12 protein-coding genes are annotated in these 16,580 nt (G+C 53.5%); 5 read left to right on the forward strand and 7 right to left on the reverse strand.

Annotated elements, in window-relative coordinates; all coding sequences use genetic code 11:
• Window positions 1-78: 78 nt before the first annotated feature.
• A complete protein-coding gene (gene ppk1, locus MUN86_RS09385; RefSeq protein ID WP_245124542.1) occupies window positions 79-2,412 on the forward strand; it encodes a polyphosphate kinase 1 in 2,334 nt (777 codons plus the stop codon).
• Between the two features lie 115 nt (window positions 2,413-2,527).
• On the opposite strand, the gene MUN86_RS09390 is transcribed toward ppk1, so the two are convergent.
• Both MUN86_RS09390 and MUN86_RS09395 read right to left on the reverse strand, forming a co-directional pair.
• Entirely contained in the window at window positions 2,528-3,523 is a 996-nt protein-coding gene (locus tag MUN86_RS09390) for a Ppx/GppA phosphatase family protein (protein WP_245124544.1), read from the reverse strand.
• A gap of 673 nt (window positions 3,524-4,196) precedes the next feature.
• Window positions 4,197-4,466 (reverse strand): acyl carrier protein, encoded by a 270-nt coding sequence (locus MUN86_RS09395; RefSeq protein ID WP_245124546.1) that lies wholly within the window; start codon window positions 4,464-4,466, stop codon window positions 4,197-4,199.
• A 619-nt stretch (window positions 4,467-5,085) separates the two neighbouring features.
• On the opposite strand from MUN86_RS09395, the gene MUN86_RS09400 reads away from it, so the two are divergent.
• The 4 genes from MUN86_RS09400 to MUN86_RS09415 all read left to right on the forward strand — a co-directional run bounded on the left by MUN86_RS09400 (window position 5,086) and on the right by MUN86_RS09415 (window position 7,138).
• Window positions 5,086-5,604, forward strand: a complete 519-nt coding sequence (locus MUN86_RS09400) for a DUF6597 domain-containing transcriptional factor (protein WP_245124549.1) — start codon at window positions 5,086-5,088, stop codon at window positions 5,602-5,604.
• 2 nt (window positions 5,605-5,606) lie between these two features.
• Complete coding sequence (locus tag MUN86_RS09405; RefSeq protein ID WP_245124550.1) at window positions 5,607-5,891, forward strand: helix-turn-helix domain-containing protein; 285 nt, start codon at window positions 5,607-5,609, stop codon at window positions 5,889-5,891.
• 66 nt (window positions 5,892-5,957) lie between these two features.
• On the forward strand, window positions 5,958-6,587 hold the full coding sequence (locus MUN86_RS09410) for an NAD(P)-dependent oxidoreductase (RefSeq protein ID WP_245124552.1): 630 nt from the start codon (window positions 5,958-5,960) through the stop codon (window positions 6,585-6,587).
• Between the two features lie 14 nt (window positions 6,588-6,601).
• The gene (locus MUN86_RS09415) at window positions 6,602-7,138 is read left to right on the forward strand and encodes an anthrone oxygenase family protein (RefSeq protein ID WP_245124554.1); all 537 of its coding nucleotides are present in this window, start codon (window positions 6,602-6,604) and stop codon (window positions 7,136-7,138) included.
• A gap of 148 nt (window positions 7,139-7,286) precedes the next feature.
• Here MUN86_RS09415 and MUN86_RS09420 read toward each other — a convergent pair whose 3' ends face one another.
• The 5 genes from MUN86_RS09420 to topA form a co-directional block, all read right to left on the reverse strand.
• Window positions 7,287-10,976 (reverse strand): BamA/TamA family outer membrane protein, encoded by a 3,690-nt coding sequence (locus MUN86_RS09420; RefSeq protein WP_245124556.1) that lies wholly within the window; start codon window positions 10,974-10,976, stop codon window positions 7,287-7,289.
• A gap of 118 nt (window positions 10,977-11,094) precedes the next feature.
• Entirely contained in the window at window positions 11,095-11,655 is a 561-nt protein-coding gene (locus MUN86_RS09425; RefSeq protein ID WP_245124558.1) for a metal-dependent hydrolase, read from the reverse strand.
• A 120-nt stretch (window positions 11,656-11,775) separates the two neighbouring features.
• Complete coding sequence (locus MUN86_RS09430; protein ID WP_245124561.1) at window positions 11,776-12,468, reverse strand: Sir2 family NAD-dependent protein deacetylase; 693 nt, start codon at window positions 12,466-12,468, stop codon at window positions 11,776-11,778.
• 161 nt (window positions 12,469-12,629) lie between these two features.
• A complete protein-coding gene (locus MUN86_RS09435) occupies window positions 12,630-13,529 on the reverse strand; it encodes a DUF4846 domain-containing protein (protein ID WP_280640620.1) in 900 nt (299 codons plus the stop codon).
• A 272-nt stretch (window positions 13,530-13,801) separates the two neighbouring features.
• Complete coding sequence (gene topA, locus MUN86_RS09440) at window positions 13,802-16,303, reverse strand: type I DNA topoisomerase (protein ID WP_245124566.1); 2,502 nt, start codon at window positions 16,301-16,303, stop codon at window positions 13,802-13,804.
• Window positions 16,304-16,580 lie beyond the last annotated feature (277 nt).

The following is a 16,580-nucleotide window of genomic DNA, read 5'->3' on the forward strand; positions in this document are numbered from 1 at the left end:
TCATTTCTTAATCTTGAAATGCCCTTTCCGGGCCGTAAACCCGTATCTTACCCCGTTTTTCCGCGCTGCCTTAGTCCTATGAAGCTATTCAAATCTGCCGACCTCATCCGCAAAAGCAAATATATCAGCCGCGACTTAAGCTGGCTGCGCTTCAACTACCGTGTTCTCGACCAAGCAAAAGACCCAGGCCGGACACTGTTTGACCGATTGCGGTTTCTGAGTATCACGTCGTCCAACCTCGACGAGTTTTTTATGATCCGAGTGGGGTCACTCTATAACTACCTCGATTATGGCAAAGAGCGAGTCGACTATTCGGGACTGCGCGAGTTGCCATTTCGGCGCAAACTGCTCGACTTCGCGCACCGCTTCGTAAACGACCAGTCGCTGACCTACATCAATGAATTGAAGCCGCAGTTCGAGAAAAACGGTTTCAACATCTTGAAGATGGAAGACTTGACGGAGGTTGAGCTGAAGAAGGTGGATGGATACTTCAAAAACACCATCTTCCCGCTGCTCACGCCCATGGTATACGACTCGTACCACGGCTTCCCGTTGATGATGAATCAGATGCTGATTCTGGGTGTCGTGACGCGGACCGGCAATGGCGACCTGGAAACTGAGAAAGGACAAGAGCGCCTTACGTTCGTGCAGATTCCGCAAAACCTGTCGCGCTTCTTCGAACTGAGCCGCAAAGACAAGGTAATATTTGTGCCTATCGAGGAGATTGTGCGCGCCAACTTGCCCAAGCTGTTCCGCAACGTGAGCATTGAGTCAGCCGATTTGTTCCGCATCACACGCAATGGTGATTTCACGCTGGAGGAATCGGAAGATATTGATACCGATTTCATCAAGGAACTCCAGCAGGGACTTAAGACTCGTAAGCGGGGGCGGGTAGTGCGGCTGGAAGTGGAATCCAACACGTCGGCGCTGCTGATGTCGGTGCTGAAGGAACGCTGGAAAATTGACAACGGCAACGTGTTCGTTATCAATTCTCTAATTGACTTGAAGGGGCTGCTTCAAATTCTGAAGCATCCGAACTTCCGAAATCGTGGTTCGCGGCTGCCCGCGCCGGTAGCTCCCTTAAGCTTGCCCGAAGGTGCCGACGAGAATTTGTTTGAATACCTCAAGCACCACGACGTGCTGTTACACCATCCTTACAATAGCATCGAGCCGATGGTGCGCTTGCTCGAACAGGCCGCAGAAGATCCGCAGGTGCTGGGTATCAAGCAAACCATCTACCGGCTTGCCGAAGATTCGCGCGTGTCGGCGGCGTTGCTGAAGGCGGCTGAGAATGGCAAGCACGTATCGGTGCTGTTTGAAATCAAGGCGCGCTTCGATGAGGAGCGCAACATTCGGGAAGGAGCACGGCTGGAAAAAGCGGGCTGCTTTGTTATCTACGGCGTGTCGAAGTACAAGACGCACACCAAGATGCTGATGATTATCCGCAAGGAAGGAGAGAAGGTGACGCGCTACATGCACATCGGGTCGGGTAACTACAACGAGCAAACCAGCAAACTCTACACCGACGTGAGTCTGCTCACCACCAATGACGTGTATGGCCACGACGTGTCGGAATTCTTCAACGTTATTACCGGCCACTCTCAACCCGACGACTACGAATACCTCATTACGGCGCCTAAAGACATGCGCCAACAGCTTATTCATCTCATTCGTGAGGAAGTGAAGCACGCCAAGAAAGGCTTGCCGAGCGGCATCGTGATGAAAATGAATTCCTTGGAAGACAAGGAGATGATAGACGAGTTCTATAAGGCGTCGAAGGCAGGTGTGCCAATTCGATTTATTGTGCGCGGCATTTGCTGTTTGCGGCCAGGGCGGCCGGGGCTAAGCGAAAACATTGAGGTACGCAGCATTGTGGGCGACCTGTTAGAGCACTCGCGCCTGTTTTATTTCCACCAAGCAGGCCAGCCAAAAGTGTATGCCGGCTCGGCCGATCTGATGGTGCGCTCTTTTGATCGACGCATTGAGGCCCTGTTTCTAATTGTAAACCCGCAACTCAAGCGCGAAGCCATCAGTATCCTGATGCTTAATCTGCTCGACAACCAGAACTCTTATACCATGCGCGAGGATGGAGCTTATATCCGGCGTCAACCTGCGTCCGGCGAAGCCATTGTCAACGTGCACCGCGACTTCTATCGCCGCGACGACGATCGTCTCGCGGCTGCTACGCCCGAAGCGCTACTCGCTCTACTGAGTCAGCAAACGGTACGCACTAAAGAAGACGAAAGCGCGGCTGCCGCTGCCGCTGAACTAGCTGCCGCTGAAGTTGACTGTGAGCTTGAGGGGCCAGAAGCTGACTTCCCAGCTGAGGAAACTACTGAACAAGAAACGGTTGCCTATCCGGTTGCTATTGGAGATGGTGAAGACAGCGGATTGAACGTCCCGAATGTGTAAACCATTAGCAGTTAAAACGGACACAAACTTAAAAAGCGAATGCCCTTTCTCATCAGAGGAAGGGCATTCGCTTTTTAAGTTTTGCACTGAAGGCTAGGTGATATTAGATGCTTCCCTATTCCACTTCCGTAGGTCGAGTTTGGGGAGTAGGGAAGGGAATGCTTTTGGAGTGGTCTTGACGGGAGCGAATTTCGTCGAAATTTTCCTCGAACAAAGTTTGGAGCATACCATCTTTCAAGCCAATGTCGGGCACAATCATCTGGTGAACGTTGGCCCACTCCATAGCCGAGAGGTAAATGTGGCCAGCGGGCACAATCACGTCGGCGCGGTCGGGGTTGAGCATAGCCACATTCACCCGCTCATCCATGCTCATGCTGGTAAGATTGTGCAGCACCGTAGCAATACGGCGGCGCGTAACGGGCTTATCGAGCTGTGTTTGAGCAATGCTATAAAGCTTGTTGATGTTGCCGCCCGTTCCGATGGCCCGCGTAACATGGTAGCGGCGAGCGTTTTCCTTCACCCACTCCTCCATGCGCTGCCACAAATCGTTTTGAGCGCCGGTGTTGGCTTTGCCGCTTTCTTCTTGCTGCATCCGCCGAATAGAGCCTATCTCGAACGACTGCGAGGCTACTTTGCGCCGATCGTGGTAGATGTTGAATTCTGTGCTGCCGCCACCTACGTCTATATGCAGGTAATGCTTTTTGTCCTCGAGCAAGTGTTCGATAACTCGGTTTATGTAGGCAGCTTCGGCTTGCCCATCAATAACCTGCACCGTCATGCCGAGTTCCTGCTGAATACGGGCTGCTACTTCGCCGCCGTTTGAGGCGGTACGCATGGCGGAGGTCGCACACACCAAGTAGTGATTGGGAGCCACGTCATGCACTTCCATCAACAGCTTGAGGGCGTGCAGAAACTTGATGAACTTCTCCTGTTTCTTGTCCGAGATGGTACCCGTGGCAAATACATCTTCGCCAAGGCGCAGCGGGTAGCGCACGTATTCGACGCGCTTGAGGCGGTACCGGTCGCCGTAATGGAGAACTGCTGAAATCTGGCAACGGACGGCATTGGAGCCTATATCAATAGCGGCCAGTTTCAGTAGCGGATACTCCATCAGGACGGGGGATAAGGTGAAAAATCGGGTCAAAGATAGCCGTTTGCGGAAAGCAGACCATCTTTTCTTGAATTTTTCCCATCTACTGCGCTTCTTCAATACATATGACGGAGGCATAGATTATAGATTCCATACGTTCTAGCTAAGCTTCAAATGAGTCTGATTAGTCACGGCTGAAAATGATTTCATCCTGTAAATCAGAACATAAATCCAGCTCGAGTTTTCCGTTGAAATATGAGGAAGCGAGTACGAAGGATTCAGACACGACCTGGTTTTCCAAGGCCTAAAACGAAGTACACAAAGTAGTAAGCAAACTATGAAATTGGAATTCAACGCATCAAAGTCGCAAGGCATGTATGGCATGCATGGGATGCATAGCAAAGCCGTTATACTAGTTACCAATCTTCTCCCCTTCCTCCTTTCTGTTTGATAAAAGGTGCGTTGATGGGAAATAGGTTGTTCAAGCGGCATGTGTCTACCATGATTTTGAAAGCCAAGAGCGCTGGCAACGGGCTTATTTCGTCATGGCTTACCGGTACCTATAGAAACGTCAGTATGTTGAGTGAGGAATATAGAATGAGTTCCTTGCGCAATGCCTCCAACTCCGATTGATGCTAGCACGAGCGTTTGAGTGTTATAATAACTTTCGTGGGTGTGGAGCTAAGCAGTTGGATCAGAATGGAAGCCGTAAATGCAAGGAAGTTGCCAAGTAGTTGAGCAGGTCGCCGATGGTGAAGAGTGGCAGTTCATCGGGAACCGGAACATGAAAGCAGTCTTCCAGATCGAGTAAGCAATCGATGAAGTCGAGCAGGTCGAGGCCAGTTTCCCGGCTCGGTTGCAAATTCAAGCTCAGTTGCTTGAAATCAGCGGTTTTGTACTGGCTGACAAGGCGGAGTGTCAGTTGAATAATGGATTTGGAAGCGAAGGTTTTTATAGAAATCATAGCAAAACGGGTTGGAAAGCAAGGGCGGAAATTTGTGTTGCGTTTATCGAGAGAGTTGGCGCTTTGCTGTGTTCATGGTTTCACCCGGCCCACCGGCCCGCATGACAGCCAAAAGTGGACCTTGGTATTGGTAGTACCACCCAAGGTGGGTTCCATGCCTACTTCCGATTACTGTGGTCTCAATTAAAGGCGCACTGGCCGCGGCATTGAACACGGTGCCGCAAACAGGTTAGGAAGCAAGCAGACTTACCGATCGGGCTTGCTCCGGCAGTATGCAGCCACTGATGGTCACTACAGCCAGGAAGAAAGTGAGCAGATGTCCCATAGCCTTTGGTGGTTGGTAGACCAAAGGTGGCACGCTACGTCAACCGCCGAAACGAAAAAGCCGGTGAACCGTCGTTAGCCGTGTCTGAACCGGTAGCGGTCCGCTGCGAACCGTTAGGAAACGGTTGACTGGAAGTGGAATGTAGAGTTGCTAGTGTTGCGGTAGGCTGTTACTTTTCTATTGCTACTCCCTTATTATCAGTTGACAACGCCAGATGTACATAACCTTGCATCCCCGTTACACCGTGGGTTTGACACCTTGTTTGTAGCTGCCACTGTCTAGTAAATCACAGCCATGCACGTTCAGCAATTTGCCCCGCCCGATTACCTTAAGGAGTACGTCCGCTATTTCTGGCTGCTGGAAAGTGCTGGCGACAAAGCCGAGCCGAAGACCTTCCGGATGATAGCCGACGGATATCCTGGCCTTATTTTCCAACAACCGGATTACCCACTCTTTCAGGACCACATGCACACGCAGTGGCCACGGGCTTTCGTGTATGGCCAAACCACAACTTCCGGCAACATCTACGCGCCAAGCTCTTTCAAAACGCTCGGCGTCTATTTTCACCCTAGCGCACTAACCGCTGTGTTCGGCTTTGATGCCGACGAGCTTACCAACTCTTGCCTTGACCTCAACCTGCTGACGGCGCCCTTATGCGAGCAATTAGTAAATACAGAGCCGATAGGCAAGCAAATTGAGTTATTATCGAGTTTCTTATTTGCCTTAATACAGAAAAACAAGGCGGTTGTAAGCCAGGATATTCAGTATTCACTCCGCCTGATGCGCAGTACGGGCGGGGAGCTTCCTTGCTGAGCTTGCAGGAAAGTTTGCACATGTCGGAGCGCAGCTTTCAGCGCAAATTCAAGCAGCACGTAGGCATACCGCCCAAGCTGTTTTCCAGGATCTGCCGGTTTCAAGTCTCGCTGAACCAGTTGCGAAATCATCAGTACCACAAGCTCTCCGATGTAGCCTTCGAAAACGACTACGCAGACCAGTCACACTACATTCGTTCGTTCCAGGAGTTTGCGGGTTGCTCTCCTTATCAATACCAGAGGCAAGTGAATGAGCTGGTAGAAAACTTCCCGCTTATTATTCAGTAGTAGCTGTCGGTTTTGTTCTATTTTGCCGCTAGAGCGCGCCGGTACTTTGTTGAAAAACAAACAACTATGAACGCACTCATTTTCGGTTCAACGGGCGGTACCGGCCGCCAACTAGTAGAGCAGGCCCTAGCCCAAGGCCACATGGTTACGGCCTTTGCCCGCAACCCCAGCAAACTTAATTTGCAGCATCCTAATCTGCGCGTTGTGCAGGGTGATGTGCTAAACTTTCCTTCGGTTGAGCAGGCTATGCACGGCCAGGAGGTGGTGCTGTCGGCGCTTGGGGCACCTGCCACTCAGAAGGACGCGGTGCGGTCGGAGGGGACGCGCCACATCATCCGGGCCATGGAAAAAACGGGGGTGCGCCGCTTTATCTGCCTCACTACGCTCGGCATCGGCGACAGCCAAGAGGCACTGCCCTTCTCCTACAAATACTTGATTGTGCCATTGTTTCTGCGGCAGGCCTTTGCCGATTCCGAGCGGCAAGAAGATTGCATTCGGCAGAGTGCTTTGGAGTGGACGATTGCCCGCCCCGCTACGCTCACCAATGGCCAACGCACCTGTCAGTACCGGCACGGCTTTCCCGCCACCGAAAAAGGCCTTAAAATCAAGATTTCGCGAGCCGATGTAGCTGACTTCATGCTCCGGCAAGTGCAGGACCGCACGTATCTGCGCAAGGCGGCGTCATTGTCGTATTGATTCGGCTGCTCCCTATGCGCGGTTCAACCTTTATATTGGCTCTGGCCACCGTTACCACTGCTTTGGTAGCGGGTGTGTTTTACGGCTTCTCAGTTTCCGTGAATTTGGCATTTGCCCACTTGCCTGATGCCGTTTACATCCAGGCTATGCAGGCAATCAATGAGGCCATTGTGAATCCAATTTTCGCGTCAGCCTTTTTTGGCGCTCCAGCTTTGTTGCCGTTGGCAACTGTCTTGCAAGCCCACCGACCCTTCTCTCGGCGGTTCGTTTTGCTAACAGGTGCCTCCGTTATCTACTTGGTGGGCGGGTTGGGAGTGACGGTAGTCGGCAATATTCCTTTAAATGAAACGCTGGCTAAATTCCCACTTGCCACGGCCTCACCCAAACAGGTTGCTGCTGCTCGCCTCAATTTTGCAGGTCCCTGGAATACGTGGCATACTGTTCGGACGCTGGCTAGCACCACTGCGTTAGCGCTGGTAGTTGGAGCTTGCCTCTCAACAGAAACTGCTACGCGTAAGAAGGTTAGCAGACACAGCAATCAGTACAGCTAACCGGAACATGTATTTATAGAACAGCCCTATAAGTTTGAAGCCACAGGACGCCATAGATTTTCTATGACGTCCTGTGGCTTCGTTGTAGTGCCGCACTTGTCTGCGTTTGAAACCTGCTAAAAGGCTACGTTAGCATACAACCCGGCAGTTATTGGTCGATGCGGAAGCCCAAGCCGAACTGGATAAGGCCACTTTCTTCAGGTGACACCTGGTAAGATACCGACAAAGCCAACTGGTCGGAGACGGGGGCTATATAGAAGCCGGCACCATAGCCATCGTGCCAGCCGCCCGGCGAGTCGCCCTTGTAGTACACCCGGCCTTTGTCGTAGAAGCCGAATAGGCCGTAGGAGAAGGGGAGAAAGTTGTTTTTCACCTGGCCGAGTGCTAGGCGCAGCTCGGAGTTGAAAAACAAACTGGCGTCGCCGGTGAAACGGTTGCGGACGTAACCGCGCAGGTTTTCGCGCTGCCCTAAGTAGGCGAGCTTGTAAAACGGAATTTCCTCGGTGTCGCCGTAGGTTTTGGCGCCACCACCCTTGAGCACCAGCGTCACCGGAATCAGGAGGCGGGCAGTGCCATAGTATTCGGCGAAGCCTTGCGTGAGGCCGTAGTTGCTTTTGTCGTTGTTGAGTTGGAAGTACGTATCGTGCTGGGCCCGCAACCGAACACCGCGCCGGGCAAACTGCTGCCGGTCACGCAAATCCAGGTCAAACAAGGCATTCAACCCAGCCAGCCGTTGCAAAGACGTGTTGGGCACCGGTACATCGGTTTGGTTTGGATTGTCGATGAGCTGCCCCAAGTAAGTGTTGCGCGCGAAGTTGGTTTCGTACTGTTCGTAGCCGGCCCCAAGGCGGAACAGGCTACGCTGGAAGAACACCCGCTCCGTGAAAACACTGCCTCTGTAGCCCCGGTAGCGGGCCTTGTAGTAGTTGTTGTCGTACAGTCCGTCGTCCTTGGTGGTATTGTTGCCGAGCCCGAAGAAGTTGTAGAACTGAAAGAAGTTGCCGTACTCGGCGCGGGCACCAATGTCAAAAAGACCGATGGCGTGGCGGTGACGCATATTGAGGGCCACTTCGAAGTTGCCATTTGTGGAGCCCTGCACATCGAACCCGTAAAGGTTCTTGAAGCCTGGCTTACGGAAGCCCTGGCGCACAATGTCTACGCCGATGCCGGCGCCAAACCCGTCGCTCTGGTTGTAGATGAGCGTGGCGCGGGGCGTGTAGCCGTCGTAGTTGAAGGCCTCCCGGTCGTAGCTGTTGACTGACGGCTTCGAAGAGGTACGGTTGTCGCTTTCCGAGCCAAGCTTGAGGTCGGTATCGGGCACGTCGTACACTTTGGTGAGAGTGCGCAACCCGCTTACTTGTGAGTTGTCGGCAATCTGGTCTTTGCCATCGCCCCCGATGATGCGTACCAGTACACTGTTTTTGGCGGCTCCCGTTACCGTAAAAACGTCTTTGCCATCGAGGCCATACAAGCTGACTTCATCGGTTTCGTTGCGCTTGAAGGTGCGTTCAAACAGCGGCGCGCCGTCGGGTTGGTCGCCCTCCTTGGCTTTGTCGAACATACGGACGCGCACATTGCCGTCGGCTTGGCGGTCTACTTGGAACACTTCAGCCTTGTTGGAACCTACCACATCCACGCGCTTAGCCAGCATCAGGTAGTAGTCGTCCAGCGCCTTGGGCAATTCCTGAATGCGGGCTTTGAGCTTGCGGTTCAAGTCGTTGCCCGACAGCGGCATCATCTCCTTGGGCAGTTGAGCCGTGGCTTGGTCGATGGCCGCGGGCGTAATCTTGGTCTGCATATACTGCCCAATCTCCTTCCATTGCTCACGCGTGAGGCTTTGGAGCAAGAACCGGTCGAGGTTACGGGCGGGCCAGTTTAGGCTTTCCAAATCGTGAAATTCACTCTGAAAATCCTCGATGCTAGGCACAGCCCATTCACGGTTGGCGAGGTAGGTGAGCAGGCCGTTCCAAAGCGTGAACGATTGGTCCCGGTCGCGCGGAATTGGCTTATACACGGTGTTCTTACCTTCCTTGTAGCCCGCCCATTTCCAGTTGTCTTCGTGCTTGCCGAAGTCGGCCACCAGCATATCGAAAGCGCGCGCCTTGCCGAAGGCTACGGCATCAATGCGGTTGTCGTGGTCTTTGTAGAGTTGACGGAAGAAGCTGAACGAGCGGCGCACCTCATCGGCCCCACCGAAACCCGGCAAATTGGGTTTTGGGTCCACGGGTCGGTCTTCGAGTGTACCGAACAAGCCCGCATACTCTTCCCGATAGGGGCCGAGCTGCTGATTGTCGGGCAGCACAAAAAGGCGGGGACGAGCGTGCAGAATGTCGGTTTGGTCGAGCATTGAGCCGGTTACCAGTGCAGAGTAGGGGTGAGCAGTGGGGGTGATGCCACGCAGCACATTGGCCGCCACAGAGTTGCGCAGCTCCGGCGGCAGAATCTTAGTTACATCCTTATCAACGGACCGAAACACGTATTCCGACGAATCAGCGGCAATCAGCTTTAAGGACGTTGTCTGTCGGCCACCACCGCGCCCGAAAGCCCGCAGGCCGCCTTTCTCAGTATTTAAGTCGAGGGTAGGAACGGATACCGGCTGCGTCCAGGAAGAGCGGTAGAGCGGACCCAAGAATAACCGTGCGGAGCCGGTGCCAGCGTATTGCTTGCCGGCCGCCAGCGTTTGCACGGGTGGGGTTGGCGCGTCTGGTTTCACTTCGGCTACACCCTTCGGAGCCGTGGGACACTCGGGGATGAAGCTATTCACTGGCACGTTGGGCAGCCGGGGCTCCTGGCAAGCTGACTGAAACAGCGTGGCCGCGTAAGCTTCTTTTGCGGCAGTGCCCGCCCCATCGAAAGCGTAGAAAAAGGTCTTTACAGTGCCGTCAGCGTAATACTCTAGCTTCGAAAAGCCTTCTTCCGACTTATTGTATTGCGAGTTGGCATTAGCCCCCACGTGTTGCTTTTCCGCAAACGAGCCGGATACCAAATGGTAGTTGTCTTCGAGGCGTGTGAGCTGTAAACTGTAGTCGTGGGCGGCGGCGTACACGGCGCCAGGGTTGTCGCGCAATGTGTTCAGCATCTCCTTGCGGAAGCCCTGATACGCTGGATTGGCCATATCACGCGGTGTGCCCACGTTCTGGCGATACGCCGCATAGATGCTGCCTGCCACCGGCGGCAACAAGTGCCGACTCAGGGGTTGGCTGCCGCCGTACACGCCATTGGTAACCACGGGCTGGTGACCTACTAACAACACGTTCTTGCCCTTCGTGTCGTCGAGTAAATCCTGCAACTGCTCCCGAAACTCTTCCTGTGTGAGCGTCTTGCAGTCGGTGTCGGGGGCTTCGGGGCGGTCGAAGGGGTGCGTAAACCAAGGTGTGTTCAATGCTACCAGCCGCACATTTGGCGCCACATCAATCACTTCGGGGCCAGGGCAGCCGCCAGTAGGGGCAAAGGCATTTTGGTTGGGCAAGCGCTTTTCAATGTACTCTTCGAGGCGGCGCACCCGCTTGAGGCCGTCGGGACCCGAGTTAGCCCAATCCCGGTCGCCGGGCACAAAGTAAATTTTGCCGTTTGGCAAATCCTTTACCAACGCCAAAAGGGCATCAATGCGGGCAGTTTCGTTGGTACGACTGGAATCTTGCTTGGTGCCCAGCCCCTGCGGACCGGCCATATCCCCGAGGTGAACCACGGTAAAAGTGCCGGCTTGCTGCTCTAGCGCCCTGCGCAACGTTTGCAGATGGGCAGTAGGTAGGTCGGCGGTGGCAGTGTTGCCAAGCAAGTAAACGGTGTGGGTTGCCGAAGTAGAGGTCTGAGCCAGAACTGGTAAGGTCGTGGCCATACCGAGAGCAGCCAACAACAGACAGCGCAAATGTGAATGCATAGAAAACGGACTAGCTACCTGCGTGCACAGGGGTTAGGCAGACGATTTAACAGAAATTTAATTTCAGTTGTCCCTTTTAACCTGCTCTGTCCTCTAAAGGTTGGCTCCTGGACAGCAACAACCAATTTATCAGCAGAAGCACTAAGCAGGGCAACCCCACCCAGACTGCTTCACTGACAAGTACCCGCAGGGCTTGCTGGCCCGCAAAATTGCGAATGCCTATGGGAGATACCTGAATGGGACGAAAGCTGAAAAAATAACGCTGCTGGTCAATTGGGCTAAAAAAGGCCACTCCCAAACCACCTGTGGTCATGGCATCGAGCACGCCGTGTGAAGCGGTAGCCAAGAATAGCAGCCCCCATATCCGCGCCAGTGCTAGTGCTTGAGTGGTGCGGCGTAAGCTATAGAACCCTACCAGAACCGTTGCCACTACTGCTGCCGCAAGTATGGAATGCGTTAGGCCCCGGTGGCCCCACTGACTAGCATAAGGAACATGAAATTTAAAGCCCACAACGTCGGCGTCAGGCAAAAACGCGCAGGCAGCCGCTAACACCCACCAGTGCCAGTGCTGCCTCCCTGGGAGTAGCAGTATGCCTAGAGTTGCACCAAGTGCAGTATGTCCGAAAACAGAAGCCATATTTCTTGCCGTTCGCCATGGCGCGAAGCCGCGTCACGGGCACCGTTAGGCAGCAGTTTCTGCTACCACCTGCAATATATAGCTGTTAAGTTATATTAAAAATCAAATTTGTGCTACAGCCTACAAACTGCTTCGCAACTCAGTTGCCACTCGTGCTACGCCTGTGCTAGCGGGTTCCGTAATGAAGTGCAGATTGGGCCGCCCCATTAGTGGCGGCTGGTGTGGATCGATGACGTAGATAGGGCAGAAGCTCGGGGCATAGTGCACTAGGTTTGCCGCCGGATACACTTGCAACGACGTGCCCACTACCATAAAAATATCAGCGGTGGCGGCTTCGTCCATAGCTAGCTCCATCAGCGGCACCTGCTCGCCAAACCATACAATGTTTGGCCGAAGCTGATGGCCTTTTTCGCACATCTGCCCCAGCTCAATCCGGTCGGACTCCATAGGGTATACCAGTTCCTCGTGCAGGGAACTGCGCGACTCAAACAACTTGCCGTGCAAATGAATCACCTGCGAAGAACCAGCCCGCTCATGCAGATCATCTACGTTCTGGGTTAGTATCACTACCTCGAAGTCCTGCTCCAATTCCACCAAGGCTCGGTGGCCCGCATTGGGCTGTGCCGCTCGCGCTGCCGCCCGGCGTTGGTTGTAAAAATCCAGCACCAATTCCGGATTTCGAGCCCACCCTTCTGGCGAGGCCACGTCTTCCACCCGATGCCCTTCCCAAAGCCCGTCGGAGCCACGGAAAGTGGCCAATCCGCTTTCTGCGCTTATGCCTGCGCCGGTCAAGGCCACTAGTTTCTTTCTCATAGCGTGTAGTAGAGTAAGCTTATAAAGCGGGTTGAATCATACAAATTTCCTCAACGATAACAGCTCTACAACGGCTATTAGCCCGTCCAAATGAATGCCAAGGTTGATTTTGTGTTAAACGTAATTAAGCTAACAAACTCCTGCAAAGGCTTGCGTTCAGTTTAAAACCGCCGTAATTCCTCGCGCTTAAATACCCACTCTGGCGTATCAAATCGGGGCTTGTCTGGATCTACGGCAAACCACGCACTGCCCGACACGTCAGGGTTACGAAGCACGTGTATCTGTTGCGCGGGCATATAGCTTTGGGCTAATAACACGTAGCGGCGACCGGTAGTTAAGTGCTCAGCCACGTCCAGCACGAGTACGGCGTGACCCGGCGAGCCGCCTCGAATGAATACGTCGCCGGGCTGCACGTTGGTGAGGGGAGCAGGACTTAATTCCCGGGCCAATGACAAGGTGCCGGCGTACGTGAAAATCTGGTCGAGGTAGCGGCGGAATACGGCGTGGGTGGGCTGTTCTACCGTTTTAGGAGCAGGTAGTACCTTGTCACCGCTCACGCGAAACCCTTGACCACGGTACCAGTCCGCAAACCGAATATCGTCGCCGCTGGTGAGGTGGAAATGCACTTGGTCGGGCTTTTGCGAAAACTCGTATTCGGCACGTAGCCGGATAACGGCATCGGCGCATTGCTGCAAATCCCGAGTACCAACGTCAATATTTAGCACCGCTGCATGCACAGTCTGCGGGTCTTTCAGTTGGCCGTTGTATAAATGAACCGCTGTACCTGACGGCAGCACTGGCAAATAGCGTAACCAATGCCCAAAAGAGCCCGGTGCTACCGTCACGCGCTGGCAACCCGGTGGTACTGCGAACCGGGCAGCTAGGCTGCGCTTTGCACTATAGGTACCTGACGATAGCCATGAGTACCGGTTAGGGGTTGCTTCAGCGGGCCTTGATGGCTGAGTAAGAATAGGTGAAGGATTGCCATTCCTGTAGAGATACTCCTTGCAATCAAAAGCTAGTACAGCAGATACAAAAACAGATAAGAAGAGGAAACGCATTATAATTAAAGTGATAAGTATAAGTGCTTGCGCTGTGCAAGCTTATGCAGCGACAAGTGGCGCAATAACGGTAGAGCTTGGTATTTAGCATATAAACTAGGCGCTATACTATTAAAGAGATGATTATGCAAGCTTCTATGCTCGTTTCAGCTTATTGATATTTACACCTAGATACACAGAGCATTATGAAAGCAGGCTGCTTGCATCCACATAAAAAATCGGCCTGCCGATTACTCAGCAGGCCGGTTATCCATAAGACTAACGAAGCTATGCTATTTCGCTTTTGCCGTAGCTTTTTTAGCGGTGGTACCAGCAGCTTTCTTGGCAGCAGGTTTTTTCGCAGCGGGCTTCTTAGCGGTAGCAGCAGGTTTCTTCTTGGCTGGCTTATCTGCCGCGTCGGCTGCATCGGCTTCAGGAGCGGTTTTTTTGGCGAAACGGCCACCTTTGGCGGGTTTGTCGGGAGTAGCAGCAGCTAGTTCCAAGCAACGCTCTAATGTGAGGCCGGCCGGCTCTTCGCCTTTCGGAATTTTCACGTTCTTCTTACCTGCCACGATGTAGGGACCAAAGCGGCCGTTCAGAACCTGCACATCTGGATTTTCGGGGAACTCCTTAATGAGTCGCTCTGCATCTGTCTTGCGCTTGTTCTCAATCAGTTCGATAGCCTCAGTCGCCGTTATGGTGTGCGGGTCCTGCTCCTTAGTGAGCGAGTAGAATTTGCTGTCGTGGCGGATATAGGGGCCAAAGCGTCCTAAAGCAGCCGTCATATCCTTGTCTTCGTACTGACCCACAATGCGCGGCAGCTTAAACAAATCTAGGGCCTCTTCCAGCGTGATGTTCTCGATGAACTGGCCTTTGCGCAAGCTGGCATATACTGCTTTTTCTCCTTCAGGCGCGCCTTCTTTCGGCTCGATCTGAACGTATGGACCATAGCGACCCAAACGTGCCGTAAGCTTTTGGCCCGTTTCGGGGTGAATGCCAATGACGCGGGTGCTGCCCAAGGTACTACGCTCGATATCCTGGCCGCGCTCCACGGTAGCATGGAAGGTGCTGTAGAAACCCGACAGCATATCCGTCCACAACTCATGGCCGTTGGCTATCTGGTCGAATTCATCTTCCACCTTCGCCGTAAACTGGAAGTCGACGATAACCGGGAAGTGCTCTACCAGGAAGTCATTGACTACCATGGCCGTGTCAGTGGGGAAGAGCTTGGCCTTGTCGGCGCCGAAAGTTTCAGTTTTCACTTCCGTTTTCACCTCACTTCCGTCGAGTGTTAGCACATGGAACTTGCGCTCCTTGCCTTCACGCGAGTCCTTCTCCACGTAGCCCCGCTTCTGAATGGTGCTAATGGTCGGAGCATAGGTAGATGGCCGGCCAATTCCCATCTCTTCCAGCTTCTTCACAAGCGAAGCCTCAGTGTAGCGAGCGGGTGGCGACGCAAAGCGCTCCATAGCCCGCAGCAGTTGCAAAGGCAACTGCTGGCCAACGCTCAGGGGCGGCAAGCCGCGTGAGAACGACGAATCTGTATTGTTTGCTTCGTCGAGTTCTTCTTCGTCTTTGCTCTCCGCGTATGCTTTCAAGAAGCCCTCAAACGTAATAACCTCGCCTGTAGCCGTCAGTAATACACCTGGCTGCGTGCTAATACCGATGCTGGCAACCGTGCGCTCAATCACCGCATCCGCCATTTGCGAAGCCATAGCCCGCTTCCGGATCAGGTCGTAGAGCCGTTGCTCTTGCGAATCGGACCCCGCTTTAGCCAACGCAAAATCGGTGGGGCGAATAGCTTCGTGGGCTTCCTGTGCGGAGGCTGACTTTGTTTTATAAACGCGAGTTTGTGCGTATTCAGGACCGTAGGCACGGCTAATTTCTACACGAGCCGCATCAAGAGCGTCCTGCGAGAGGTTCACCGAGTCAGTCCGCATGTAACTGATTTTGCCGGCTTCATATAGCTTCTGTGCTACACTCATCGTCTGCGCTACCGAAAATCCCAGCTTACGCGAGGCTTCCTGCTGCAAAGTAGACGTAGTAAACGGCGGCGCAGGGCTGCGCTTGCCTGGCTTTTTCTCGAGGTTTTCAATGCGATAATCGGCGCCTACGCAGCGGGCCAGGAAGGCTTCTGCCTCATCCCGCGTCTTGAAACGGGTTGGAAGCTCAGCCTCTAGCACCGCCCCGCGGCCCGCATCGAAGCGCGCCGTTACGCGGTACGCCGACGATACTTTGAACTGGTTGATTTCTCGTTCCCGCTCCACCACAATGCGCACGGCCACGCTTTGCACGCGGCCCGCCGATAAACCAGCCTTCACCTTTTTCCAAAGTACCGGGCTCAACTCGAAGCCAACCAGTCGGTCGAGTACGCGGCGAGCTTGCTGCGCATTTACCAGGTTTAGGTCGATTTCCCGCGGGGTGGCAATAGCGTTGAGAATGGCGTTCTTAGTGATTTCACGAAACACAATCCGACGCGTTTTGTCGGTGCCGCTTAGGTTAAGCGTTTCGGCCAAGTGCCAGGAAATTGCCTCGCCTTCCCGGTCATCGTCACTCGCTAACCATACGGTTTCCGCTTCCTTCGCTAACTTCTTAAGCTGCGTGATTATCTCTCGCTTGTCGGCCGATACCACGTAGGTAGGTTTGAAGCCATTGGCTATGTCAATAGCATTATTGTCCTTCGGCAGGTCGCGGACGTGGCCGAAGGAACTCTTAACGACATAGTCTTTGCCCAAGTAACCTTCTATGGTTTTGGCTTTGGCAGGCGACTCGACGATGACTAGGTTTTTGACCATTGGTTGGATAAAATTGCTACGGTAGAGGGCCAGCTAAGATGGAGACTCGGTATAGAAAACGCGGCGATGGGCAAGAAGTTGAATTTTGCCGCAAAGATGCTTGAATAATCCGGTGTGGCAGTGCCCATCGCACAATAACTCTGCCACACCCCAGGACTACAGCAAGAGACAAACAGTAAATTAGAGGCAAGTGGTTCACTGAAATCTTTTCCTTGTCTTGCTCTCAAGCGCATAATCCTGTGCGAAGGAACAAGTGTATTCCTTACCTTTGCCAAGT

The organism is Hymenobacter volaticus (genome assembly GCF_022921055.1).
Taxonomy (GTDB): Bacteria; Bacteroidota; Bacteroidia; order Cytophagales; family Hymenobacteraceae; genus Hymenobacter; species Hymenobacter volaticus.

What these genes read in the sequence shown, in the direction of transcription:
- MUN86_RS09410 (WP_245124552.1), top strand. Translation starts at nt 5,958, where the DNA reads ATGAACGCACTCATTTTCGGTTCAACGGGCGGTACCGGCCGCCAACTA.
- MUN86_RS09395 (WP_245124546.1), bottom strand. Translation starts at nt 4,466, where the DNA reads ATGATTTCTATAAAAACCTTCGCTTCCAAATCCATTATTCAACTGACA.
- MUN86_RS09420 (WP_245124556.1), bottom strand. Translation starts at nt 10,976, where the DNA reads ATGGCCACGACCTTACCAGTTCTGGCTCAGACCTCTACTTCGGCAACC.
- MUN86_RS09415 (WP_245124554.1), top strand. Translation starts at nt 6,602, where the DNA reads ATGCGCGGTTCAACCTTTATATTGGCTCTGGCCACCGTTACCACTGCT.
- topA (WP_245124566.1), bottom strand. Translation starts at nt 16,303, where the DNA reads ATGGTCAAAAACCTAGTCATCGTCGAGTCGCCTGCCAAAGCCAAAACC.
- ppk1 (WP_245124542.1), top strand. Translation starts at nt 79, where the DNA reads ATGAAGCTATTCAAATCTGCCGACCTCATCCGCAAAAGCAAATATATC.
- MUN86_RS09400 (WP_245124549.1), top strand. Translation starts at nt 5,086, where the DNA reads ATGCACGTTCAGCAATTTGCCCCGCCCGATTACCTTAAGGAGTACGTC.
- MUN86_RS09435 (WP_280640620.1), bottom strand. Translation starts at nt 13,529, where the DNA reads ATGCGTTTCCTCTTCTTATCTGTTTTTGTATCTGCTGTACTAGCTTTT.
- MUN86_RS09390 (WP_245124544.1), bottom strand. Translation starts at nt 3,523, where the DNA reads ATGGAGTATCCGCTACTGAAACTGGCCGCTATTGATATAGGCTCCAAT.
- MUN86_RS09425 (WP_245124558.1), bottom strand. Translation starts at nt 11,655, where the DNA reads ATGGCTTCTGTTTTCGGACATACTGCACTTGGTGCAACTCTAGGCATA.
- MUN86_RS09430 (WP_245124561.1), bottom strand. Translation starts at nt 12,468, where the DNA reads ATGAGAAAGAAACTAGTGGCCTTGACCGGCGCAGGCATAAGCGCAGAA.